Raw genomic sequence first — 24,212 nt, forward strand, 5'->3', positions numbered from 1 at the left:
GTTGGTCATGCCCAGCTCTTCACCCTGGTAGATGTAGGGGGTGCCCTGCATCAGGTGCAGCACGGTGCCGAGCATCTTGGCGCTGACGGTGCGGTACTCGGGGGAGTCGTTACCGAAGCGGGAGACGGTGCGCGGCTGGTCGTGGTTGTTCCAGTACAGGGAGTTCCAGCCGCGGCCGTGCAGGCCTTCCTGCCAGTGGGTGAGGACCTTCTTGAGGTCAACCAGGTTGAAGCGGCGGTCGGACCACTTGCCGGTCACGCCACCTTCGGAGGCGTCTACGTCCATGTGCTCGAACTGGAACACCATCTGTAGCTCGTTGCGGTCGAAACCGGTGTAGAGTGCGGCGTCGTCCACGGTCACGCAGGGGGTTTCGCCCACGGTCATGACCGGGTACTTGCTCAAGACCTCGCGGTTCATCTCCTGCAGGAATTCGTGCACGCGCGGGCCGTTAGCTGCGACAGCAAGGGAGTTGTCGAGGCCGCCAGCGAGGACTGCCGGATCCTCGGGGAAGGAGAGGTCCTTAGAAATCAGGTTGATGACGTCCATGCGGAAGCCGTCCACGCCCTTGTCCAGCCAGAAGCGCATGATGTCGTAGACCTCTTCGCGGACCTTCGGGTTCTCCCAGTTCAGGTCGGGCTGCTTGACGGAGAAGTAGTGCAGGTAGAACTGGCCGGTCGCCTCGTCCCATTCCCATACGGAGGGGCTGAAACAGGAAATCCAGTTGTTCGGCGGAATCGGCTTGCCATCCTCATCGAAGCCCTTGGGGCCGCGCCAGATGTAGTAGTCGCGGTAGGGGTTGTCCTTGGAGGAGCGTGCCTGCTTGAACCATTCGTGCTCGTCGGAGCTGTGGTTGACGACCAGGTCCATCATGAGCTTGATGCCGTGCTTGTGCGCGGTTTCGAGCAGCTCATCGAAGTCTTCCATGGTGCCGAACTCGGTCATGATGGCGCGGTAGTCGGAGATGTCGTAGCCGTTGTCATCGTTCGGGGAAGCGTAGATGGGGGAGAGCCACAGCACCTGAATACCGAGCTTGGCGAGGTACGGAATCTTCTCGGTAATGCCGGGCAGATCGCCGATGCCGTCGCCGTTGGAGTCGTTGAAGGAGCGGGGGTAAATCTGATAGACCACCGGTTCCTGCCACCACTGGGTCTGGGTCGTCATTGTTCTTCCTTCCCTTGGTATGGATGAGTGTTGTGTGGGGCCGCTCTGTGGGCGGCTAAAGTCTGATGCCCTTTTAGGACTGGGTGGTGAGGGGCGTCAGGAGGCTCTGGGGTGCCCAGCTGGAGGGGTCAATTTCCAGGAGTAGACCGCTGTGGTCGGAGATGGCTTCGGGGGAGTTGTCGCGGAAGACTACCGCGTGCGAGTTCACCGTAAGCAGTCGGTCAGCGAACACGAAGTCAATGCGCTTGGCGTCCGTGCTACCTTCCCAGCCGGCGATTTCGCGGTGGACGGTGTTTTCGCCGTCGGTGTGCTCCGCCAGCGAGCGGGTATCAACCATACCGCTGGAGGTGACTAGCGCGTAGCCTTCATCGCTCAGATGCGCGGCGGAGTTAAAGTCGCCGCCGAGCAGTACGGGTGCGGTGAGGGCACATTCTGCCAGGGCCTGTGAGAGGCGGGTGTATTCCTGCGTGAAGAGGGGCTCGCCGTCGAAGTCCCACCAGGACATGTGGGTGGTTGCGCACCAGAAGGTGCCCGTCGCAGTTTCGATGAGCGCCGCCTGCGCTGCACGGCGCTGTACCTGGTGGTAGCCGTACTCGGGGGACATGTCGATGGGCTTGATGCCGCGAATCGGCAGGCGCGAGAGGATTGCTACGCATTCGTCGTAGAGGTCCCAACCGATGTGGGCTTCGGTGAGGGTCCACTCGTAGGTTGCGCCCATTTCGTTGAGTGCCTGCACGAGTAGCAGGGCGTAGTTGTCTTCGTGGACCGGCACGCCTGCGCCGCCGCGGTAGTTGAGAGGCTCCTTCACCACGGGGGTGGAGGTGAGCTGGTTGACTTCCTGCAACGCAACGACGTCCACCTGCTGTTCAATGATGAACTTGGCGAGGGTACGGATCTTGGCAATCTGGTGGATTTCGCACCAGCTGTGCGTATTGAGGGTGAGGAAGCGCATGTATTAAGTCCGGGGTATGTGTGAGGTTGAAGAATGATATGCGCACCGCGTATTGAGGTGGTGAGTGTTTATGCACTCTGACCTATGGGTGCACTGTTTATGCTATCGATTCTGTGCGCTAGGTAATAGGGAAAAAGTCTCATCTGCAGCAAGTATTTTTAACCAGTGCCGGGATATGTTTCAGGTTCTGAAAAACTCTTTCAAAACTCACAGTTTTGGTACCTGCGGGTAGGTATGACCTGGCATTATTAGTTCTGTCTAAAACACATTCGGCATTTAGCGCACGCAGAATATGTGGCACCCGTCTCATATACTTTCGTTTGAGGGTATAAAGATACGGTGTTGCCACCGCAGACCGGCAACGATCGCCGGCACCTGCGTCCGCTCACTCGACAACCCGAAAGGGCGTATAGCCTCATGATGGAAAAAGTACAGAGGTTCGGCTCTGCCATGCTGGCACCCGTTCTTCTCTTCGCATTCGCTGGCCTCGCGGTCGGTATTGCGATCATTGCACAGAACGGCGACCTGATCCCCCTCGCAGCTGATAAGGAAAGCGCGTGGAACCACTTCTGGTCTGTTTGGGAGTCCGGCGCATGGACCGTCTTCAACCAGATGGAACTGCTCTTCGTGATCGGTCTGCCCATTGCACTGGCAAAGACCGCTAACGCACGTGCAGTGATGGAAGCTGCAATGGTCTACCTGACCTTCAACTACTTCGTCGGCACCATGCTCAAGGTATGGGGCAAGGGCGGCACCGGTTTCTTCGACCTGGACTACACCACCGACATCTCTAAGAGCGCGGCAGGTACCGGTCTGAAGATGATTGCCGGTATCAAGACCATGGACACCGGTATCTTCGGTGCCATCATCATCTCCGCAATCGTGGTGTGGGCACACAACCGCTGGTTCGACAAGAAGCTGCCCGACTTCCTCGGTATCTTCCAGGGTTCCCAGTACGTCTACGGCGTCTGCTTCTTCCTGATGATGCCCGTGGCATTCCTGTTCTCCTGGCTGTGGCCCTACGCTCAGCACGGCATCTCCTCCCTGCAGGGCTTCTTCATCGCATCCGGCGCACTCGGCGTGTGGGTTTACACCTTCCTCGAGCGCTTCCTGATTCCGACCGGTCTGCACCACTTCATCTACTCCCCGTTCGTCTTCGGTAATGTTGTTACCCCGAACGGTATTGCTAAGGACTGGCCGACCCACCTGACCGAGTTCGCAAAGAGCGACAAGCCCCTGAAGGAACTGTTCCCCGGCGGCGGCTTCGCACTGCACGGTAACTCCAAGGTCTTTGCACCCATCGGTATCGCAGCGGCGTTCTACACCACTGCTCGTCCCGAGAAGCGCAAGGAAGTTCTCGCTCTGATGATTCCCGTCTGCCTCACCGCGATCCTGATCGGTATCACCGAGCCCCTCGAGTTCACCTTCCTGTTCCTTGCACCCCCGCTGTTCCTGGTCCACGCAATCCTGGCAGCAACCATGGCTGCAATCATGTACCAGCTGGGTCTGGTTGGTTACATGGGTGGCGGTCTGCTCGACTTCCTGTTCCAGAACTGGATCCCGCTGTGGGCAAACCACTCCGGCACCTACCTCATGCAGATCGGTGTGGGCCTGTGCTTCACCGTTATCTACTTCCTGGTCTTCCGCTTCATGATTCTGAAGTTCGACTTCAAGACCCCCGGTCGTGAAGAAGACGGCGGCGAGACCAAGCTCTACAGCAAGGCAGAGTACAAGGCTGCTAAGGCTGCTGAGAAGGACGGCGGCGCAGCAGCTCCCGCAGCTGACGGCGACCTCTACGCACCCCGCGCAGCAGGCTTCCTCGAACTGCTTGGTGGCGCAGAGAACATCACCACCGTGAACAACTGCGCAACCCGCCTGCGTGTCTCCGTTGCTGATGAGTCCCTCGTCAGCACCTCGGATGCAGACTTCAAGAATGCAGGCGCTCTGGGTCTGGTCCGCAAGGGCAAGGCATTCCAGGTCATCGTCGGCATGGACGTTCCCCAGGTTCGCGAGCGTTTCGAGACCATGGTGAACGAAGCTAAGACCCTCTCCTAAGAGGAATCAGCTTTCAACCGTCTGACGGTATGACGCCTCATAAGGGATAGACTTCGCCGGCGGTATCGGATAACACCGATGCCGCCGGCGAAGCTGTACCCGGACACGTACCAGGCGCATACCCAGCTCAAATCTGCTGGCATACACACTCAAAGTGAGAGATGACCGTCCTCACCCACCCTGGCCGATGACTCTAGAGCGTGTACTATTTATATATTGCTCACCATCGGATTCAGGAGCTTTGAGTGGATTTACAAGACGTCGTGAATGCGAACCAGCACCGATTCAGTGAAACTGAACGGGAAATTTTGGCATTCATGCTAGAAAACGAAGAGTTCGTTGCAGAGTCAACGATCAACTCTCTGGCACATAAAACCTATACTTCGACCAGCTCAATTATCCGCCTGACGAAGAAGCTGAACTTCTCCGGATTTGCCGAGTTGAAGTACTTCATTAAGTCCTCTCTGAACCGCAGCGAACCTTTCAACCCGCGGTTCATTGAGAGCGGTCGCGAAGATATTCAGCGCACCTACGACTACCTCGAGCACATGGAACTGAGCGGACTGCTCAAGCGCATCCATGAGGCTCGCACCGTGTACTGCTTCGGTACCGGCTACGCGCAGCGCAACGCCGTGCAGGAATTTACCAAGTCCATGCAGGTGTGCGGTAAGTTCTGCCAGGTCATCCCGGCGCGCAATGAGTTCGAAAGCGCCATGAACAATATGACCCAGGACGATGTGGTCATTATTGTGTCCTTTTCAGGTCAGACCGAGAACATGCGCGAACACATTAAGATGCTGGCGCTGCGCCGCATCCCCATGATTGCGGTGACCGCCATTGGTGTGAACTACATGTCTTCACACGCCGAGTACTCCCTGCACTACCAGACCACCCCCACCCAGATCAGCACCCAGCGCAAGCCCTACTACTCCTTCGTTGCGCTGTCGGTACTGCTGGACTACATCGTGCGCCGCTATATTGAACACGTTGAACATGAGCGCCGCGAGTCCCTGCAGGACCAGGTGGATGACGCTCTCAACAATGGGGGCGAAATCGACGCCTGACAAGGCAATACTGTGCCCACCTGCCCCTTCACTCACTCCTCCTGAATCCGACCGAATCCACCTGAGATCACCTGAAAGAGACACCCAGTGACCGCAATTTTCGCGCTCATCGAAAACACCGAGAAGATGCGTAAGTACCTGTTCTGGTACCTCATGATCATCCCCGCGCTGCTGCTGCTGTGGATTGCTCTGGGCGCAGCGAACTCCCAGATGGATTTCCAGGCAGCCCTGAAGATTCCCTTCTTCACCGTGGCGTTCCTGAACGCCTGCCTCAGCCTGCTGCTGGGTGGCACCCTCAAGTTCGCAGGCGCGGAGAACGAACGCACCGAACGAGCCTACGCCCTGTACCTGACCATTCTGCTGGTCATTATCGGTAACCTACCCGGCGCGATTCTGAGCTTCTTCCTCTTCCGCTCCCTGCGCTTCGGCAACCTAGAAGGCGAACTGGCGCCCAAGTACCGTTGGGCGCTTCTGCCCGCCATGGTCTTCTACGTACTGGTGACCGTAGTGTTGCTCGCCGCCAACATCGCAATGTGGTCGAAGTAAGCGCGTAGGAACAGACAGCAAGCACGCGGGTACACTCAGCACGCAGCAGGCGCACGCTGACACCCGCTCCGCTTGAAGCACAGCATGAGGCACACCGGGCAGAGGACCCCGGAAGAACCACCATCTTCGGTGTGTACGCGCAAACGTACACCGCACTGACCCACAAGGACACTCACGACGTGAACCAGATTCCCGAGCCTACCGACGCGCAGCACGCACCCGGCACCCCGGCTGATACCGCTCAGCCCGCCGCAGCGGCCGCGACCTCAGCAGAGGAAACCCACGAAGTAGCCGACGAAATCAACATCGCCGAGCTGCCCGCACATCTGAACCCCGCCCACGAGGACTTTGACCCCTCGGCGGGGCTTGAGCGCTGGGCAGAACAGATGGACGTCTACACCGGCCCCGACGCGATGCTCGACTTCAACCAGGTCGACTACGTGCACATCGACCTGTCCGAGGCGAACCCCTCCGGTCTGGCGCAGTTGCTCGCCGGACGCAAGACCCGCCTCTCCACGATCCTGCGCGACAAGTCGCAGCTGGAGGCGGGCATGCGCTCCGCACGCACCCTGCGCACCAAGATTTACGAGCTTGCCACCGACCACGGCCTGGACTCCGGCTACTTCGTGGCGGGTACCGCCTCCTGGCTGTCGCACGACACCCGCGAGGATGCCGCCGCCTACGAGAAGCGCTTCATCGCGCCGATTCTCATGGCGCCGCTGAGCATCACCCCGCACCCGAAGGACGACGACTTCGAGCTGCGCCTCGCCGGTTCCGCGCGCCTGAACCCGGCGATGGTCCGCCAGATCAAGCAGGAGTACGGCATCGACCTGGGCACCATGGACGTGGCGCAGCTGGCGAACTCCATGTCCCGTCTGGATCCCGAGCCGGTCATTGAGCGTATGCGTGCCTCCGCCGGTCGTATTCCCGGCATGACCATCGAGTCGAAGTATTTCATCTCCACCTTCGCTGACCTGAAGGAAAGCCTGGGCGAGCTGCCGCACACCGCCATCACCCCGCTGGTTCGTGACCTGGCGGCGTTGAAGGTTCCCGGCGTGAAGCCGCGTGAGCTCAACGCACACAATCTGCAGCAGCCTCTGGATCAGCGCGACCCGGCAGAGGAAATGCTCCTGCTGGACGCTGATGCGAACGCCCAGGAGATTATCGACACCGCGGTCAGCGGTTTCTCCTTCACGATTACCGCGGCGCCCGGCACCGAGCCGCTGCGTACCGCCGTGAACATTGCTTCCGCCCTGATGGGTCGCGGTAAGTCCGTGCTCGTGGTGGGCGAGAAGCGCTCTACCCTGGCTGAATTCTCGGCGCTGCTCAAGCGCACCGGCATTGAGAGCCTGCGCTACGACCTGCTTGCCGAGCATGACGCTGAGGCTCAGCGCGCCGAGTTCATTCGCGCGATTGTGCGCAATGAGGGCGCGGAAGAGCCGAACTCTGAGGACCTGAACGAAGAGCTCGTGGCGACCCGTGCCGCGCTGCTCGACCACACTCGTGCCCTGCTGAACAAGGATGCGAACTGGCAGATTTCTGTCTACTCGGCGCTGCAGCGTTTGGCTGAGCTGACCGCCTCCGAGGACGGCCCGGCAACCCGTGTGCGTTTTGACCGCCCCATGCTTGATGCGCTCATGGAGCGTGAGCAGGTGCGCGCCGAGCTGGTGCGCCTGGGCGAGATTGACGGTTTTGCGGCGGCTTCGCGTACCTCCCCGTGGTACCGTGCCCGCCTGGTCAATGATGAGGAAGCCGCCGAGGCGTACGCCCTGGTCATTACCCTCAAGTCCTCCCTGCTGAACCTGCGCGAGGCGATGAACCGCACCAGCGCCATGCTGGGTCTGCGCCGCGGCCGCACCATCGCCGAGTGGGAGTCGCAGCTGGCGATTCTGATGCGCATCCGTGAGACACTCAAGCGTTTCCGCGCAGACGTCTACGACCGTCCAGTGACCGACCTGATTGCGGCGACTGCTTCGGGCGCGTGGCGTCGTGAGAACGGCATCGAGATGAGCAGCATGCAGCGTTCCCGCCTGCGCCGCGCGGCGAAGGAGTACATCCTGCCCGGCGTGAATATTGGTGACCTGCACGAGCAGCTGAAGGTGGTTCAGGCGGAGCGTGCCGAGTGGATTCGCCACATTGAGGCGCCCCGCACCCCGCAGATCCCGGAGAACCTGGATCAGCTGGCTGCCGCCCTGAACTCCCTGGTTTCTGAGCTGGCGGGCCTGGGTATTGTCCTGGCTGACACCGTTGAGGGCACCGACTTTGTGCGCACCGACCTGGACGCGCTGGATGCGCGCCTGGACGCCCTCATGGCGGACCGCGTGCTGCTGATGACCCTGCCTGAGCGTGATGCTCTGACCCAGAAGCTGCGTGAGCGCGGCCTGTCGGAGCTGCTCGATGACCTGTACGCACGTCAGGTTCCGATCGAGGTTGTTTCCGCTGAGCTGGAGCTTGCCTGGTGGCAGTCTGCCCTGGAATTCTTGCTGCAGCATCACGAAGGTAAGCTGCTGGACGGCGACCGTCTGCGCGATACGGAGTCCCGTTTCCGTCGCGCCGACTACGCCCACATGACCAGCGCCCCGGCGCGTCTGCTGGCGAAGATTGCGCGCGTGTGGACTGAACGTATTGAGTCTGAGCACGACCAGGCGGCGTACCTGAAGAGTCAGCTACGCGGCTACGAGTTCGTGCTCGAGGAGCTGTTGACTCACGCCCCGGTCATGGCGCGTACCCTGTTGCCGCTGTGGACTGCGAGCCCGTTCGCCCTGGCGCGTAAGGTTCCCGCCTCCATGCGTTTTGATACGGTGCTGTTGCTGGACTCCGAATCGACCCCGCTGGCGGCGAACCTGCCGGCGATTACCCGCGCCGACCAGGTGATTGCCCTGGGCGACCCGCATTCGGGTTACCCCTCGCCGTTCATCGTGTCCGCGCCGACTTTCGGTGCGCCCGAGCCGACCGACGAGCAGCTGGACAGCACCTTCGATGTGCTCGCTACCGTACTGCCCAACCGCACCTTGGCGATGCTACACCGCAGCATGGACCCGGTGATTCTGGACTACCTGAACCGTGAGTTCTACGGTTCGCAGCTACATGCGGCTCCGGTGAGCCGCGCCTCCTCTCAGCCTGCCGGTTCGCTGACCGTTGAGTACATTGATACTCGCGGTAAGGTCAGCGATAACGCGAACCTGGATTCGCCCGGTGTTGAGGTGGAGCGCGTGACAAACCTGGTGCTTGAGCACGCGTACCGTACCCCGGATCGTTCGCTGGCGGTGGTGACGGCAAGCCCGAAGCACGCTCAGCGTGTGGCTGAGTCGGTGCGTCACGCCCTGAGCCTGTACCCGCAACTGGCGCCGTTCTTCGCCGCTGGTGAGGAGTCTTTCCGCGTGGTCGACCTGACCCGCGCTGAGACCCTCGAGCGCGACACCGTGATTTTCTCTCTGGGTGTGGGCCGTGCCCGACTGGGTCAGGCGTCGTACGATTTGGGTCAGCTGTCTGCTGAGCATGGCCGCCAGGGCTTTGTGGTGGCGTTGACTCGTGCACGCCGTGCCCTGCGCATTGTCTCGTGTATTGACCCCTCCGAGCTGGACCCGCAGAAGCTGCATCATGGCGCGGTAGATTTCTACCACCTGCTGCGTGAACACGCGGAACGTCAGGCGCGTGAAGAGGTGGAAGCGAAGGCACAGCGCGTGCCGGAAACTCTGCCGCGTAACGCATTCTTGGCTGCCGACGACGCAGACACCCCGGATTTGGGTGACTGGCTGCTGAACGATTTGGTGGCGCGCCTGCAGGCTTGCGGTGTGCGTGTGAGCCGCGGTGAGGGTGATATCGCTCTGATTGCGCACGCCCCGGAGAAGCTGGCTGCTGAGCCGGTGCCCGCGCTGGGTGTGGCTCCCGTGGTGTCTTCGCAGCCGAGTGCTCCGGCGGCTATGCCGCTGGTGGCGTGCTCTGATGGCGAGCAGAATTACGCGCGTGCTTCGGTGCGTGAGCGTACCCGTCTACTGCCGGAGCGTCTGAGCCGCACGGGCTGGAACTACATTACGCTGGGCACCCTGGAGGTGTTCGCCGATCCGGACGCTGTGGTGGCGCGCGTGCTGCACTACCTGGATATGGATGAGAGCGCTGAGGTTCGTGGCTAGCTATTCGTCGACGCCGAAGCCTCGCCGCGGTCACCGCCGTGTGAGCGGCGGAGGCTCGGTGAGCGGGGCTGAGCCTCTGCTGGTGGGCGTGACGACGCCTCCGACTGCGGGTTCGGGCACCTCGTCTGCTGCGGGGGCTTCCGCGAAGAAAACCGGCGCTCAGCAACAGAACTCCCAGAAGGCGAGTTCTCAGAAAGCGGCTACTTCCACGCAGCCTCTAACCCCGGAGGAGCGTGAGCGTCTGGAGTGGATGCGTCAGCAGCGCCCTCCGCACTGGGGTAACAATATCGTGTAGCGTCTTCCTGCCGGGAGTGCTTCTTAAACGCCGAGGGGCGGGGCAACCTGTGTTGCCCCGCCCCTTGTTTTGGCTGGTGTGGAACCCCGTTTAGGAGTTGCCCTTGTCGGTGCTGTAGAAGCCGGAACCCTTGAAGGTCACGCCGACGGTGTTGTAGCGCTTGCGCAGGGTTTCTTCGCCGCACTGCGGGCAGACGCGCAGCGCATCGTCGCTAAAGGACTGGCGCTGTTCAAAGACGTGGTTGCAATTCTTGCACTGGTAAACGTAGACCGGCATTTTGTCCTTCTGTATCCGTTTTCGCTGGGATGGTTTATTAACGTGGTTTGAGTGTACCGCTTTTGAAACGTTGGGAGCTATTTGCGTTTTCTTCTCAAAAAGCTATTTCTGGTTTCTTTTTGCCTTTTTCCTGAGTGATTTTGTGGGTGTGTCCCGAATATCTTTGTGCTTTTGCAGAAAGATGCGGGGTGTCAATCAGGAGTGAAACGGGCACGAGAGAATCGGGTACTTTTAGACCTGCTAACGGGTGCGGTAGATACCCTGCTCGGTGAGGATGACCGGCAGAATAGCATCCCACTGGTCGTAGGGGACAGCCTCGTAGATTTCGTCGCTGAAGACGATACCGATGCTCTGCTCCTCCAGCTGTTGTGCGCTGAGCAGGGGAATAATGCGGTCGTAGTAGCCGCCTCCCTGACCGAGGCGGTGCCCGCCGGCATCAAAGGCGAGTGCGGGGATGAGGCGCAGGTCGGCGTCGACGAAGGCGCGTTCGTCCTGTTCTTCGCCTTCGGGTTCCGGGATGCCCATGGGGCTGAGCGGATGCTCGACGGCAGGATCCCAGTGCACCCAGGCGAGTTTGCGACCGGGGCGTACGACGGGCACGAGGATGCGGTGTCCGTCCTTGTGCAGGCGGGTTAGTGCTTCGATGATGGGCGGCTCGGACTTGGTGGGCAGGTACGCCGCAATGGTGCCGGGGGAGTGGAGCCGCTGCGCGACCGCCTCGAGGATGTGGGCGGTGAAGAGCTCCTGCATCTGCTGCTGACCGCGTTCGCCGCGGTGGCTGCGCGCGGTGAGGCGGCGCGGGCGGATCTGGGAGCGGAGAATGTCTTTATCCAGGGAGATATCGTCTGCGCTGGCACCGGCGTCGGAGTTGCTGGTGGCGGGGGTGGTGTTGAGGTGCATGGTGTGTCCCATCGTCTTTGCGGGTGAGGTCTTATGTGGGGCGGGGGAGAGCGGTTCTATGGGCTAGATTGGCTGGTTTGGGCCATGATGCCTCCGCGCTGAGGGGCGTTTCGAGGCAGGGTGAAAACGTTCTGGTAGATGGCAAAAAAGCAACCTACTCTGTTGGGCTGTAGATTCTACTTTTTAGTATAGAGATTACAGAAAATAGCATTGGGTTCTGAAGAAGGTATTTTCTCTACAGCCCGAAGAATGTGCCTTCACCGATATGTAGTTAGTCACGTTGAAGATTTTTTCATGTCATAGTGTCGATAAATCGCATTGAGTACTTTACAACTTAGGGTATTCTTGTGGCATGGCTACTGAAATTAAGTCTGTTACTAAGGCAGTTATTCCTGCTGCTGGTCTGGGCACCCGATTCCTGCCCGCAACGAAGGCAACCCCCAAGGAAATGCTCCCCGTCGTCGATCGCCCCGCGATTCAGTACGTGGTGGAGGAAGCAATTCGTGCCGGTCTGAACGACGTTCTGATGATTACCGGCCGTAACAAGCGCGCTCTCGAGGATCACTTCGACCGCGTTCCCGTTCTGGAGCAGCAGCTCGCTGAGCAGGGTAAGGACGCCCTGCTGGCATCTGTTGTTGAGACCAATGAGCTCGGTGGCGACCTGCACTACGTGCGTCAGGGTGACCCCAAGGGCCTGGGGCACGCTGTTCTGCGCGCAAAGCGCCACGTTGGTGACGAGGCATTCGCTGTTCTGCTCGGCGATGACCTGATTGACGAGAAGGAAGACCTGCTCTCCCGCATGGTGGAGGTTCAGGAGCGCACCGGCGGCTCCGTCGTTGCCCTGATGGAGGTTCCTCGCGAGGCTATTTCCGCTTACGGCGCAGCTGCTATTGAGGCTGTTGAGGGCGAAGACGGTTTCGTGAAGATCACCGGCCTGGTTGAGAAGCCTGCTGCTGATGAGGCTCCCTCGAACTACGCTGTGATTGGCCGTTACGTTCTGAGCTCGAAGGTCTTCGAGGTTCTGGAGAACACCGCTCCGGGCCGCGGCGGCGAGATTCAGCTGACCGACGCTCTGCAGACCCTGGCTCAGGGCGAGGGTGAAGGCGAAGGCGTCTACGGTGTGGTCTTCTCCGGCCGCCGTTTCGACACCGGTGACAAGCTGTCTTACCTGAAGGCAAACGTTATTCTTGCTGCTGAGCGTCCCGAGTTCGGTGACGACCTGCGCGCATGGCTGAAGGACTTTGTTGCAGAGAACTGCTAATTACTCTGCATCCGCTCTCTGATGAGGGCAACCGATAAATACCAACCACGCTGAGGAAGGCGTTCTTTCCGGTGGGGCGTTTTAGCCCCCATGGGAGGGCGCCTTCCTCTGCGCTGTACGTGGGGTATTGCTGAGTGAAGGCTTAGTAATGGTCCTGTGGCGAACATGCACAAGCATCATTGGGTGCATATTCCTTCCGGGGTATATGTGCATATCCAGCCCGATTCTTGCCACTTATGGAAAGCATCGGGAATATAAGGGTATGATTAAAGTCTAGGGATAAAGGGACGATAGAGGGCGACCTGATATGACGCTGTTGAACACCTCGGGTGTGTTGGTAATTCTGACCGTGATTTTGCTGCTGTGGTTTGTGCCCAGGAGCCTGCGTCGCGCGCCCGCTGGTCCTGCCATGGAACCCGAGCGTCCCCTGATTAGCGCTGAGCGTACTGCAGAGGATATTCTCGCCTCCGCGGGTGTGCTGCTGAATGAGTCGGAGGCGTACCAGTCCTCCGATCATGCGGTGGCGCCGGGTACCTCCCTGCCCTCTTCCGCTCTTCCGCAGGCTTCTTCCCGTTCCTCCCACACGGTGGAGGACTCCGCCCAGCCTGCGCCCGATACGGCTTCTATTTCGCAGATTCGCGAATCTTCCCCGACTGCCCCGTACACGGATGAGATTCCGGTCGTGGAGGACGCAAAGCCCTCGCCTCTGTCCTACTTTGATACTTCGAGCCCGAGCGGTATTGCCCTGCTGGTTGCAGCTGGTCTGGGTGTTCTTGCCCTGGTCACCGGCCTGTTGGCGCTCTTTGGTGTGCTGGCGTGGGGTTGGGCTGTTCTCTTCCTGATTCTTGCCGGTGGCACGTGGGCTGTCAGTCGCTTCGGTCTGCTGGAGTCTCTTGAGACCCAGGTCAAGGCGAACCGCGATGAGCGCCGAGCCAAGGCTGAGGCAGAAGAAGCATTTGAGAGCGAATCTGAGGACGAAGAATCTGATGTTGAAAAAGCTTACGATGGCGCTTCCGAGCCGGTAGAAGATTTGGAAGCTGAAGCTCCTGTAGCTGAAGCTGCGGAAGAGCCTGAGCCTCAGGCTCGCCCCGCTGTCCGTGAGGCCGCTACCCGCAAATCTGCTGGCGGTGTGAACCGTGAGGCGGCACGCCCGAGCCGCGCGCACATCGCGGTGGAATCCTCCGATGAGGCTCCCGATGAGGCTCCTTCTCGTGTTGCCCGTTCCGTACCTACTCGTTCTACCGAACCGTCCGCGGCTCATCGTACTGAGCACCGCCAGCAGCGTCCGAGCCGTTTCCAGCCGATTCGCCGCGGTAGCGTGCTCTTCGATCAGGAGAGCGGCTCCGCTGCTTCCTCTGCTGCACCTCGTACCGCGGGTCAGCCTCAGGTGGCTCAGTCTCAGCCTGTGCAGCCCGCTCAGGCACCTGCGGTTCCCGCTCAGCCGGTACCTGCTGCCCAGCCGGTAGCGCCTCAGCCTGCTCAGGCTCAGCAAGCTCCCGCTCAGGCACCTGCACAGCCGGTAGTAGCTCCTGCTCAGCAGCCAGCAATTCACCCGGATCAGCCGGTGGCTCGCCAGGCTCTGCGCGACGGTTCGCCCGTCCGCCAGGCGCCTGCGGCACCTGCTACTCAGGCTCCCGCTCAGCCGGTTCCCGAAGAGATTCCTCTGCCGGATGTCCTGGATGATTCCGAGTTCGATGCGCTGGATATCGCCTCGCTGAACGACCCGGCTCTTTCGACCGGTGCTACTGCGACCGGCGGTGTTCGTTCGACGAACCGCCACCCCGGTGCTGGCTCCTCCTTTGAGGCGGTTAGTAACACCTGGAACCCGGTTCAGCTACCTAAGCCGCTGAGTGCACTGCACCGCCAGGACAAGAACCAGGGTAAGAAGTAGATTTTGCTCCAGACACGCATAAAACCCCGACAGCTCGTGCTGTCGGGGTTTTTGTATGCCTGGGGATGATTGGGAAGAAGTTAAAAAGAAAAGGAACCCCGTCCATGGGGTTCCTTTTCTAGCATCACACACAGGAAGAAAGTCTTCTAGACCGATTAGGAAGGCCTTCCCACAAGGCCTGCCCTATTCGGTAATAAAAATATATCCTAATTCCCGTGCGGGTGACAAGCTGAAAATAGCGACACCCTGTCAATAAACTAAGGTTTACCTAAGTGAAATCCGCGCCATTGCAGGCGACAAGGGGCAATAACCCCGACCGAAAAAAGTTTAAAAATTTTTTTCTGCCACCTCTATATGTCGAATAAGAAGCCTCAAAGAACCTTCAATCAGGTCAATATCGCCCACTCATGAGAGAATAGCCGGGTGAAAGATTGGTTTGACGCACTCCCGATTGAGGTTGCCCTAGCTTTCATGTGGGTGGTTGGCATCGTCCGCACCAGCATCGTGTACGCTCTTGGCACGCTCGCTGCTGAAGGCGGCGCCCGCCTCGACCGCATCCGCAAAGCAATGGACAGCCCTCTCTATCGCAAAGCACGCACCTTCATCAACCGATGGGGCGTAATTGCTGTGCCCCTCTGCTTTCTCACCGTGGGTCTGCAAACCGCGGTCATCATCACGACCGGTTTCACGAAAATGCCTCTACGCCGCTGGGTTCCCGCGATGCTGGTTGGAACCTTCATGTGGGCGTGTATTTACACCACGATCGGCTTCGCAATTCTTGCGGCCCTCGGCCTGGAGCCGTGGATGTTCCCCCTCGCCCTTGCCATTGTTATTACGGTGATGGTCATTGTGGCTCAGCTGCGCGAACGCCGCATTAATCGCGAAACCGTTGAGAACACTGCGGATAACATCGCCGAGAACTAGTCCTACCTTCAGCGGGGGATAGGTGCACTATCTCGCAGGGTTGAGGCGGCTCACCTGACCCCACTCATTTGACCCCAATGCCCCCGCCCAAGATGTGCTAGCGTGGAGGGATGAGTTCATCCGCATCCTCCACCGCAGGCACCCCCGAAGAGCAGCCCGTCAACGCCCCTGCCCTCACCGCAATCGACCCCGAGTTCAGCGCGCCCGAAAATGCTACCGACCAGGTAGAAACCGAAGCGCCCACCGAGGCCCCCACCCGCGTGTACCTGCATCCCGAGCAGCTGGCAATGATCCAGACCCCGGAGGCTCTGCCCGTGCCCGTGCTGCAGCGCTCCGTGCTGCGTGTTAGCTACGTGCCGGCAATCATGCCCGGTAAGTGGTTCAACCGCTGGCATGAGCGTTTCGGTGACCGCGTGCAGCTGGCGGAGGTGCCCGTGCGTGAGGCGCGTGGCCTGGACTCTCTGCATCAGGACCTGTGCCTGATTGATCCCGCCGCTAACCCCGCTGCTGGATCCGCAGAAGAGGGTGCCGCTGTCTCCGAGACGCCCGTCGAGGTTAGCGCTGAGGCTACCGAGCACGCACCCATCACGCGTAAGGCTGTGCCCGAGAACCCCTTCGCGCACATGAGCATTGTGCGCCCCGACCGTGAACCGGCAAGCACCGACGGCGAGAAGTACCATAGCATCCGCCTCTACGAGGAGCTGCCCGTGGTCATTCTGCCGGTGGACCATGTGCTCACCGTGCTTGATGAGGTGCCCGTGGAGGAGCTTGCTGAAGAGTTCCTGCTGCAGCCCGCCTCCGATATTCCCGCCTATGAGGAAGTCTCCCGCGCATGGCGTGAGAACGCCGGGCGCATCGTGCCCGAGGGCCTGACCGATAAGGAAACCATCGAGCTGGTTGCCGCCGGTGTGGGTCTGTACATTGTGCCCATGTCCATTGCGCGTTTCTACCACCGCAAGGACCTCACCTATCGCCCCGTTGCGGGCCTGGACCTCTACCCGGTGCACCTGGTGTGGCCGCGTGCCCCCAAGGGCGAGCCGCGCAGCGAAGAGCTCGAAGCGCTCCTGCAGGACTTCATCGGTATTGTGCGTGGCCGCACCGCAACCAGTGAGCGCGGTAGCGAAACCCGACAGGCACGCGCCGAACGTATCGCCGCTGAAAAGGCAAAGGAAAAAGCGAAGGCACGAGCCGCCAATGCCCGCCGCGAAGCACGCGATAAAAAGCGTGCCAACGCCAAGAAAAACGGCAACGCGCGCCAGCACGCTCGACAGTCCGCCAAAGCCGCCAGCGCACGCCGCGGCAAGAAACGCTAACGAACGATAGACGGTAAAATCAAACCATGGCATTAGCAATGGAAACCCGACCCGCAGCCTACGCAGTGATCATTGAGCAGGGCAAGCTGCTCATGACCCGCTGGGTGCCCGAAGACCGCGCGCTCAGCCCCCTCTGGTCCCTGCCAGGCGGCGGCATGGAACCCGGCGAACAGGCCGATGAAACCGCGCTGCGAGAGACCCTCGAAGAGACTGGTTACAGCGTCGCCATTGAAGACATTCTGGGCGTGCACGCCGGACACTTCCCCGTGCGCTCCACCCAGAAAGATCCGCAAGCGCTACCCTTCTGCGCCCTGCGGGTGGTTTTCCGTGCCCACATTGTCACCGGCGAACTGCGCCACGAAATCAACGGATCCTCCGACACGGCACGCTGGGTACCCATCGCTGAGCTGGACACCATCCGCTACGGCACCCTCATCGACGAGGTAGCCTCCATGATGGGCTACTCCAACGCCGCCAGTTGGGCACGCGAATACCGCGAATTTCTTGCCGACGAAAACGCACGGAAGCTTCCCTAATGAACCGACTGACCCTCACCCGCCGTGCGGCGCTCACCTCCCTGGCGCTCGTGCCGCTGCTCGCCGCTTGCGGGAATAATGACGCAACCCCGCAGGTGGATCCTTCCGCATCCAGCTACGGTACTCTGCGTATCGGCTACGGTGCCCTGCGTGAGATGCGCGCCGTAGCCCACGTGTACGCGCGTGCCCTGCGCCAGGTTGGCTACTCCGTTGAACTTGTCGACACCGACAACAGCCGCGCCGCCGCCCTGCGTGGGCTCATGGTTCCTTCGGCTAACTCCGCCACCCCTACCGCAACTCTGCCCGACGACGAGGAAACCGGCAGCGCCACTGCCGCCGCTCTTGAATCGTTGGACCTGGTCATCGACTACAGCGGCGACCTACTGCTCTACCTGACCGACGACGGCAAAATCAGCCCCGCCGCCGCGCAGAACGAACGCATCGCCGCCTCCGTGAGTGCCTCCGCTCAAGCGGCAGGCGTGACCCTGCCCCCGGCAGCTACCCCCACCGCGGAGGAGAGCACCGCCTCCGCGCATGCTACGGACGCTACCGCAAGCTCCACCCGCTCCGCAGACCCCATCAACCTGCGCGCCATGAGCACCACCGACATGACCAACGCCATCTCGCGCATCCTGCCCGAAGAGCTCATGCTCCTCAACGGTGCCCACGCCACCAATAAGGATGTACTGGTCACCACCCGCGCCGTGAGTGCCCGCCACAAGCTCAACTCCCTCGCGAACCTGCGTGAGGTGCAGTCTTCTCTGGCGTTCTCCATTCCGACCGGGTACTCCAGTGGCACCTACGGCGTGGATTCTTTGCGTAGCCTCTACCGCTACCGTGTGCACGACCCGAAGATTCAGGACAACCCCGCCGAGCGAGTTAAAGCCCTGACCTCCGACACCGTGCAGGTGACCCTGCTGCACAGCAGCGACTCGGCGATTGAAGAGAACCGCCTGGTCACCCTGGAAGACCCGTCAACGGCACTTTTGCAGCAGCAACTGGTGCCCATTATCCGCCGTACCCTGCCAGATAGCGCCCGGACGGCAATTAACCGCGTATCATCTACATTAGACACGGGTAACCTCTCGTTCCTGCTACGTCTGACTAGCGGTTCCAACCCCATCGCAGATGACGACGCAGCACAATTCATTTTGGATCACCCTAGAAAGTAAATCATCATGACGAAGTACCGTCAGTCCTCAAAGTTGAGCAACGTCCTGTACGACATCCGCGGCCCCATTCTGGATGAGGCCAATCGCATGGAAGCGATGGGCCACCGCATCCTCAAGCTGAACATTGGTAACCCCGCGCCCTTCGGCTTTGAGGCGCCGGATGCCATCATGATGGATATCATTCGTCACCTGCCCGAAACTCAGGGCTACTCTGACTCCCGCGGCCTCTACTCGGCACGTACCGCCATTGTGCACCACTACCAGAACCGCGGCATCATGAACCTCGACACCGAATCTATCTACTTGGGTAACGGTGTGTCTGAGCTGATCCCGATGACCCTGCAGGCACTGTGCGAGACCGGCGACGAAATCCTGGTCCCCATGCCCGACTACCCGCTGTGGACCGCAGCCACCGCGCTGGTCGGCGGCAAGCCCGTGCACTACCTCTGCGATGAGGAAAACAACTGGTACCCGGACATCGAAGACATTAAGTCGAAGATTACCGAGCGCACCAAGGGCATCGTGGTTATTAACCCGAACAACCCCACCGGTGCCGTCTACCCGCGTTCCGTGCTTAAGCAGATTGTGGATGTGGCACGCGAACACGGTCTGGTCGTGTTCTCTGATGAGATTTACGAAAAGATTACCTACGATGGCGCAGAGGCCATCAACATGGCGACCCTCACCGGCGACGACGTGCTCTGCCTGACCTTCTCCGGCCTGTCCAAGGCGTACCGCGTCTGCGGTTACCGTGCGGGTTGGGTCGCTATCACCGGCCCGAAGAAGGACGCTTCCAGCTACCTGGAAGGCATTCACCTGCTCGCCTCCATGCGCCTGTGCGCCAACGTTCCGGCACAGCACGCCATCCAGACCGCGCTCGGCGGCTACCAGTCCATTAACGAGCTGATTGTTCCCGGCGGCCGCCTGTACGAGCAGCGCACCCTGGCGCACAAGATGCTCAACGAGATTGACGGCATCAGCTGCACCAGCGCGGACGGCGCGCTCTACCTGTTCCCGAAGATTGATGTTGAGCGCTTCGACATTACCGACGACGAGCAGTTCGCCCTGGATCTGCTGAAGAGCCAGAAGATTCTCTTCAGCCACGGCCGCGCGTTCAACTGGAAGGACCCGGACCACTTCCGTCTGGTGTTCCTACCCGATACGCAGACCCTCACCAGCGCCCTGGAGCGCCTGGGTAACTTCATGGCTGACTACAAGCAGAAGCACTAGCCCTGCTGTCTCTGCCTTGTGACAGATAGAAATAGCCTGCCCCGCAGTTCTGATGAGCTGCGGGGCAGGCTATTTTTATTTGACAGCTGGCGGATGTGCCAGAGCGGGTGCTGGAAATGGCTTTAGTTTGCCGAGCTCTCCTGACCGCCCTGCTGTGCGCCGCGTGCCGCGTTCAGGCGCTCCTGCGCGCCCTGCAGCCACGCCTCGCAGCGGGCGGCAAGCGCTTCGCCACGCTCCCACAGGGCGATGGAGGTCTCCAGGTCGCTGGCGCCGGACTCCAGCTGGCGTACGACCTGCTCCAGCTCGGCACGCGCCTGCTCGTAGCCGAGGGTTTCGACGGGTGCGCCCAGTTCGGCGCTGTTGAAGCTAATATTCTCACTCATTGAGGAACCTTTCAGAGGTAAAAACTAGGGGTAAAACGTAGGGGTAAAACTTAGGGGTATCGAGGTTTAGGAGATGTTTGAGGGATCCGTAGAAGTCACGGTCGCCTGCGCCTGCCCGGTTGCCGCGCGCACCGTAATCTGCTCGCCCGCACTCAGCGCCGAAGCGTCACGCACAATAGCGCCCGCAGCATCCTGAACGATGGAGTAGCCGCGGTTGAGCGTCTGCACCGGCGAGAGCGACCGCACCCGCGCCAACGTGTGCGACAGAGTCGCCGACTCACGCTCCAGACGGTGCTGCACCGAACGGTGAGCGCGCTCGCGCAGCTGGCTCAGCTCCTCCACACGCATGAGCAGGGAGGACTCCGGGTGGGTGAGCACCGGGCGGCTGCGCAACTGGGCAATGTAGTTCATCTGCATGCCCACGTAGCCGAGCACCGCACGGTCCAGGCGGGCGCGCGCCTCGGTGATGCGGGCGGTTTCCTCCGAAATATCGGGCACAATGCGCTTACCCGCATCGGTGGGGGTGGAGGCGCGCAGGTCGGCGACCGCATCGAGGATGGGGGAGTCCGCCTCGTGACCGATTGCCGAGACCACCGGGGTGGTGGCCGCCGCGACGGCGCGGATAAGCGCCTCCTCGGAGAAAGGCAGCAGGTCTTCGAAGGAGCCGCCGCCTCGGGCGATGACGATGACGTCCACCTCCGGGTGGGCGTCCAGCTCGGCGAGAGCCGCAATGACCTCAGCCGCCGCACCCTCACCCTGAACGCGGGTATTGCGCACCTCGAAGACCACGCCGGGCCAGCGCAGGGAGGCGTTGCGGATAACGTCCTTCTCCGCGTCAGAATCGCGACCGGTAATCAGACCCACGCGATTCGGCAGCATGGGTAGCGGCTTCTTCCTCGCGTCAGAGAACAGCCCCTCAGCGGCGAGAGCTTCACGCAGACGCTGCAACTGCTCGTGCAGGTTACCGGTGCCGACCGCGTACACTTCCTTGCCGATGAGGGAGAGCTTGCCGTTCTTCCACAGGCTCGGCTTGGCGCGGGTGACGATGCGAGCGCCTACGGTCACATCGGCCGCCAGGCCGCTACCGGCACGCCCGAAGAGCGCGAGGGTGAAGGAGAAGTCTTCGTTGAGGTCTTTGAGCTCCATGAAGACGTTGCCGCCGCGGCCGTTGAGGGAGGCGACCTGCGCCTCCACCCAGAGCTCGGGAACCTTGTCTACATAGTTTTTGAGGTTCTGCGCGAGCAGGGCGAGGGGCCAGGGGTTGGTGGCGGTGGTTTCCTGAGACTTCCCGGGAAGCTGCCGCTCGTGCACGGGCGGCACCACCAGTGCGGGTGCCGGTTGCACTGCGGAGGGGTTGTAGAAGTTCATACCTTCTATTGTCCCTGATTGGTCGGTTATGCGTCTGCTTACAGGTCGGCCTGGCGACTCGGGTAGCTTGCACGCAGTGCAGGCAGAACTTAGCTTCTGGCGCATTCTGCGGGTCTGAATCGGCTTTGAACACTGTGAGCGGGTACCCTAGGCTCATGCGCTCACCCGATCAGTCAGCACATCAGAACAACGCCCTCAACACCGCCGCGGCTTCGTCAGCGGCGGGTACTGGCGCGCAAAACTACCCGGCGGACGCGACCCGAGTCGTCGATACTCGGATTACCCGCACGGACGGCTACTATACGGCGGATGAAGACACCACTCTGCTACAACCCACGCGCACGCTCGGCCACGGGACAGCCCCCACCAAGGCTGAGCTACAGGCCGCCCCCGAGCCTCCCTTCGCGGCAGGTTTGCGGAGGTTCCTGACCGTTGTGCTGTGCGCCCTGGCCCTGGTGACCGCTCTGGGTGCAACCACGGGTGCCTGGGTGAACTCCAAGCTTATGTCAGAGCGCGGTTTCTCGCAGATTTCCTCCAACCTGGCGGAAGATTCGCAGCTCGCCTCACGCATCGCGGACGGTGCGGTTGAAGATCTCATGAACTCCGAAGCTATGACAACCTTCCTCGACGGCACCAAACAAAGCGGCTTATACTCCATTCTTGTAAAGCCGACACAAGACGGCATACGTTCCTTGCTCAACCGATCCGCGGCTGAGCTGTCAAAAACTGAAGAATATCGAAGCCTCTGGAAGGAAATAGCCGAGGAAACTCGCCGCTACAACCTCGAACACCAGGACGGCCCCGCCGTCATTGTGCTCACCCCCTTCTACCGTGCGCTGGATGCGAAGGTCGGCTCTATCGGCTCCTTCGATCCGGACCTGACGAAGCTCGGCCCTGAAACCCTCAACATTGACCGGGTAAAGGACGGCAACAACCAGCAGGAGCAGCAGGAATGGTACCTGCACGCCGGCATTAACCGTGCCGCCGCGCTGGGCAAATCCACCGTGCCGCTGACCATCATCTCGGTGCTGAGCCTGCTGCTGGCTACGTTGCTGGCACCCAGGCACCGCATCCTGGTACCGGTGGTCACGGCTCTGCTCTACGCCCTGCTGGGATGGGGCGCGGCAGCCTGGTTTGGCGGCCAAAGCCCTGAAACCTTGGGAATTACCAGCCACAGCACCGCCGGAACGGCGCTGATTACCGGGGCATGGAACCAGCTTGCACCGTCACTGACCGGGCACTTGCAGGCGGCGGCAAGCTACGGGCTGGTCATGGCGATCCTCGCCCTGCTGCTCGGTATTCTGATTCGCCTCATCGCCCTGGGACGTAGCCCTGCGAGCGGTGCCACAGTCATCACACACTAAAAGTCCGAACAACGTAGGATAGTAACCATGTCCACTGAAACTATTGCCCTGGGCCTGCCGCCCGTACCCCGCGAGCGCCGCAGCCGCGCCGACGTTGAAGCCGCCGCACCCGTCACCGGTGAGAAGAAAGTCCTGCTCGCCACCCCGCGCGGTTACTGCGCGGGCGTTGACCGTGCCGTGATTGCTGTTGAGAAGGCGCTGGAGCACTACGGCGCGCCCGTCTACGTGCGCAAGCAGATTGTGCACAACCGCCACGTGGTGGAGACCCTGGAGAAGCAGGGCGCTATCTTCGTTGATGAAGTGGACGAAGTTCCCGAAGGTTCCGTGACCGTGTTCTCGGCGCACGGCGTGTCCCCGGCGGTGGTTTCCGCAGCCGGCGACCGCTCCCTGAACACCATTGACGCGACCTGCCCGCTGGTGAACAAGGTGCACCGCGAGGCTGTGCGCTTCGCCAAGCAGGACTACGACATCCTGCTCATCGGTCACACCGGCCACGAAGAGGTCGAAGGTACCGCCGGTGAGGCGCCCGAGCACATCCAGATCGTGAACTCGCCCGAGGAAGTGGATCAGGTAACGGTCCGCGACCCCGAGAAGGTTGTGTGGATTTCTCAGACCACCTTGTCCGTGGACGAGACCCTGGAAACCGTGGCGCGTCTGCGTGAGCGTTTCCCGTCCCTGCAGGATCCGCCCTCGGACGACATCTGCTACGCAACCTCCAACCGCCAGGGCGCTATCAAGGAAATCGCTCCGCGCGCAGACCTGGTCATCGTGGTGGGTTCGGCGAACTCCTCGAACTCCGTGCGCCTGAAGGAAGTAGCCCTCGAATACGGCGCTAAGCGTGCCGAGCGTGTGGACTTCGCACATCAGGTCGACGAATCCTGGTTCGAAGGTGTGGCAACCGTGGGCCTGACCTCCGGCGCGTCCGTACCCGAGGTTCTGGTTCAGGAGGTGCTGGCTCTGCTCGCCGAGTACGGCTACAGCACCATCGAAGAGGTCGAGACCGCGAAGGAAGATATTCTCTTCTCCCTGCCGAAGGAACTGCGTTCCGCCCTGAAGAATGACGAGAACGTAGGCCGCCAGCTCGGTGGCCGCGGCGCTAAGCCCACTCGCTAAGCCTTTTAGCTGATGACCCCGTGTCCTTTTCCCCGTGTGGGGAGAAGACACGGGGTTTTTCGTGCTTGAGGATGCATGGGTAGGGATGGCGGTACGCGCCGGTTTCCGCTCGCGGGGGAGTGCCCCCTCTGCGGCGCTGGGCGCCTTGAGGACGGAGCCCCCGCTCCGCGTGACCGCCTCCGCTGCTTCGTGGTCTCGCTACGCGGGGTTTTTCGTGCCTGAGGATGCATTGGGATGCACGGCTTGGGATGGCGGTACGCGCCGGTTTCCGCTCG

The 24,212-nt window shown here is 61.0% G+C and carries 20 protein-coding genes; 14 read left to right on the forward strand and 6 right to left on the reverse strand.

Features of this window, described 5'->3' with window-relative positions:
• Window positions 1-1,161 (reverse strand): alpha-glucosidase (locus tag HMPREF2928_RS02685; protein WP_141754943.1); only part of this gene is annotated, 1,161 nt, incomplete at its 3' end.
• A 73-nt stretch (window positions 1,162-1,234) separates the two neighbouring features.
• Window positions 1,235-2,113: an endonuclease/exonuclease/phosphatase family protein gene (locus HMPREF2928_RS02690; protein WP_070593713.1), complete on the reverse strand. Its 879-nt coding sequence runs from the start codon at window positions 2,111-2,113 to the stop codon at window positions 1,235-1,237.
• 417 nt (window positions 2,114-2,530) lie between these two features.
• Between HMPREF2928_RS02690 and HMPREF2928_RS02695 the strand changes: the two genes are divergently transcribed.
• From HMPREF2928_RS02695 to HMPREF2928_RS02715, 5 genes are all read left to right on the forward strand, one after another.
• Window positions 2,531-4,168, forward strand: coding sequence for an alpha-glucoside-specific PTS transporter subunit IIBC (locus tag HMPREF2928_RS02695; protein ID WP_070687302.1), 1,638 nt, complete (start codon window positions 2,531-2,533; stop codon window positions 4,166-4,168).
• Between the two features lie 263 nt (window positions 4,169-4,431).
• Entirely contained in the window at window positions 4,432-5,232 is an 801-nt protein-coding gene (locus HMPREF2928_RS02700) for a MurR/RpiR family transcriptional regulator (RefSeq protein WP_256370599.1), read from the forward strand.
• Between the two features lie 87 nt (window positions 5,233-5,319).
• Window positions 5,320-5,778: a hypothetical protein gene (locus tag HMPREF2928_RS02705; RefSeq protein ID WP_049346409.1), complete on the forward strand. Its 459-nt coding sequence runs from the start codon at window positions 5,320-5,322 to the stop codon at window positions 5,776-5,778.
• A gap of 131 nt (window positions 5,779-5,909) precedes the next feature.
• Window positions 5,910-9,911, forward strand: a complete 4,002-nt coding sequence (locus tag HMPREF2928_RS02710; protein ID WP_070687303.1) for a DEAD/DEAH box helicase — start codon at window positions 5,910-5,912, stop codon at window positions 9,909-9,911.
• Window positions 9,904-10,206 carry a hypothetical protein gene (locus HMPREF2928_RS02715; protein WP_141754939.1) on the forward strand — a complete coding sequence of 101 codons (303 nt, stop codon included), beginning with the start codon at window positions 9,904-9,906 and terminating at the stop codon, window positions 10,204-10,206. The genes HMPREF2928_RS02710 and HMPREF2928_RS02715 overlap by 8 nt, the downstream gene beginning before the upstream one ends.
• Window positions 10,207-10,296: 90 nt before the next feature.
• Here HMPREF2928_RS02715 and HMPREF2928_RS02720 read toward each other — a convergent pair whose 3' ends face one another.
• Window positions 10,297-10,482: an FmdB family zinc ribbon protein gene (locus tag HMPREF2928_RS02720; protein ID WP_005505091.1), complete on the reverse strand. Its 186-nt coding sequence runs from the start codon at window positions 10,480-10,482 to the stop codon at window positions 10,297-10,299.
• 240 nt (window positions 10,483-10,722) lie between these two features.
• Complete coding sequence (locus HMPREF2928_RS02725; RefSeq protein ID WP_246823545.1) at window positions 10,723-11,382, reverse strand: 5-formyltetrahydrofolate cyclo-ligase; 660 nt, start codon at window positions 11,380-11,382, stop codon at window positions 10,723-10,725.
• Between the two features lie 352 nt (window positions 11,383-11,734).
• Here HMPREF2928_RS02725 and galU point away from each other — a divergent pair, with 352 nt between their 5' ends.
• The 7 genes from galU to HMPREF2928_RS02760 all read left to right on the forward strand — a co-directional run bounded on the left by galU (window position 11,735) and on the right by HMPREF2928_RS02760 (window position 19,709).
• A complete protein-coding gene (galU, locus tag HMPREF2928_RS02730) occupies window positions 11,735-12,643 on the forward strand; it encodes a UTP--glucose-1-phosphate uridylyltransferase GalU (RefSeq protein ID WP_070642885.1) in 909 nt (302 codons plus the stop codon).
• 307 nt (window positions 12,644-12,950) lie between these two features.
• Entirely contained in the window at window positions 12,951-14,534 is a 1,584-nt protein-coding gene (locus HMPREF2928_RS02735; protein WP_070687306.1) for a hypothetical protein, read from the forward strand.
• Window positions 14,535-14,957: 423 nt separating this feature from the next.
• The gene (locus tag HMPREF2928_RS02740) at window positions 14,958-15,458 is read left to right on the forward strand and encodes a DedA family protein (protein WP_070687307.1); all 501 of its coding nucleotides are present in this window, start codon (window positions 14,958-14,960) and stop codon (window positions 15,456-15,458) included.
• 110 nt (window positions 15,459-15,568) lie between these two features.
• Window positions 15,569-16,771 carry a LysR substrate-binding domain-containing protein gene (locus HMPREF2928_RS02745; protein ID WP_070687308.1) on the forward strand — a complete coding sequence of 401 codons (1,203 nt, stop codon included), beginning with the start codon at window positions 15,569-15,571 and terminating at the stop codon, window positions 16,769-16,771.
• A gap of 26 nt (window positions 16,772-16,797) precedes the next feature.
• Window positions 16,798-17,307 (forward strand): NUDIX domain-containing protein, encoded by a 510-nt coding sequence (locus tag HMPREF2928_RS02750; RefSeq protein ID WP_005508451.1) that lies wholly within the window; start codon window positions 16,798-16,800, stop codon window positions 17,305-17,307.
• A complete protein-coding gene (locus tag HMPREF2928_RS02755; RefSeq protein WP_070687309.1) occupies window positions 17,307-18,479 on the forward strand; it encodes a glycine betaine ABC transporter substrate-binding protein in 1,173 nt (390 codons plus the stop codon). The genes HMPREF2928_RS02750 and HMPREF2928_RS02755 overlap by 1 nt, the downstream gene beginning before the upstream one ends.
• A gap of 6 nt (window positions 18,480-18,485) precedes the next feature.
• Window positions 18,486-19,709, forward strand: a complete 1,224-nt coding sequence (locus HMPREF2928_RS02760) for a pyridoxal phosphate-dependent aminotransferase (protein ID WP_005508453.1) — start codon at window positions 18,486-18,488, stop codon at window positions 19,707-19,709.
• Window positions 19,710-19,831: 122 nt separating this feature from the next.
• On the opposite strand, the gene HMPREF2928_RS02765 is transcribed toward HMPREF2928_RS02760, so the two are convergent.
• Window positions 19,832-20,092, reverse strand: coding sequence for an exodeoxyribonuclease VII small subunit (locus HMPREF2928_RS02765; RefSeq protein WP_070687310.1), 261 nt, complete (start codon window positions 20,090-20,092; stop codon window positions 19,832-19,834).
• 66 nt (window positions 20,093-20,158) lie between these two features.
• Window positions 20,159-21,460: an exodeoxyribonuclease VII large subunit gene (gene xseA / locus HMPREF2928_RS02770; RefSeq protein WP_070687311.1), complete on the reverse strand. Its 1,302-nt coding sequence runs from the start codon at window positions 21,458-21,460 to the stop codon at window positions 20,159-20,161.
• Window positions 21,461-21,615: 155 nt separating this feature from the next.
• On the opposite strand from xseA, the gene HMPREF2928_RS02775 reads away from it, so the two are divergent.
• Window positions 21,616-22,824: a dehydrogenase gene (locus HMPREF2928_RS02775; protein WP_070687312.1), complete on the forward strand. Its 1,209-nt coding sequence runs from the start codon at window positions 21,616-21,618 to the stop codon at window positions 22,822-22,824.
• Window positions 22,825-22,851: 27 nt separating this feature from the next.
• Window positions 22,852-23,937, forward strand: coding sequence for a 4-hydroxy-3-methylbut-2-enyl diphosphate reductase (locus HMPREF2928_RS02780; protein ID WP_049349333.1), 1,086 nt, complete (start codon window positions 22,852-22,854; stop codon window positions 23,935-23,937).
• Window positions 23,938-24,212 lie beyond the last annotated feature (275 nt).

Origin of the sequence: Rothia sp. HMSC072B04 (assembly GCF_001813725.1) — a bacterium.
In the GTDB taxonomy this organism is placed as follows: domain Bacteria; phylum Actinomycetota; class Actinomycetes; order Actinomycetales; family Micrococcaceae; genus Rothia; species Rothia mucilaginosa.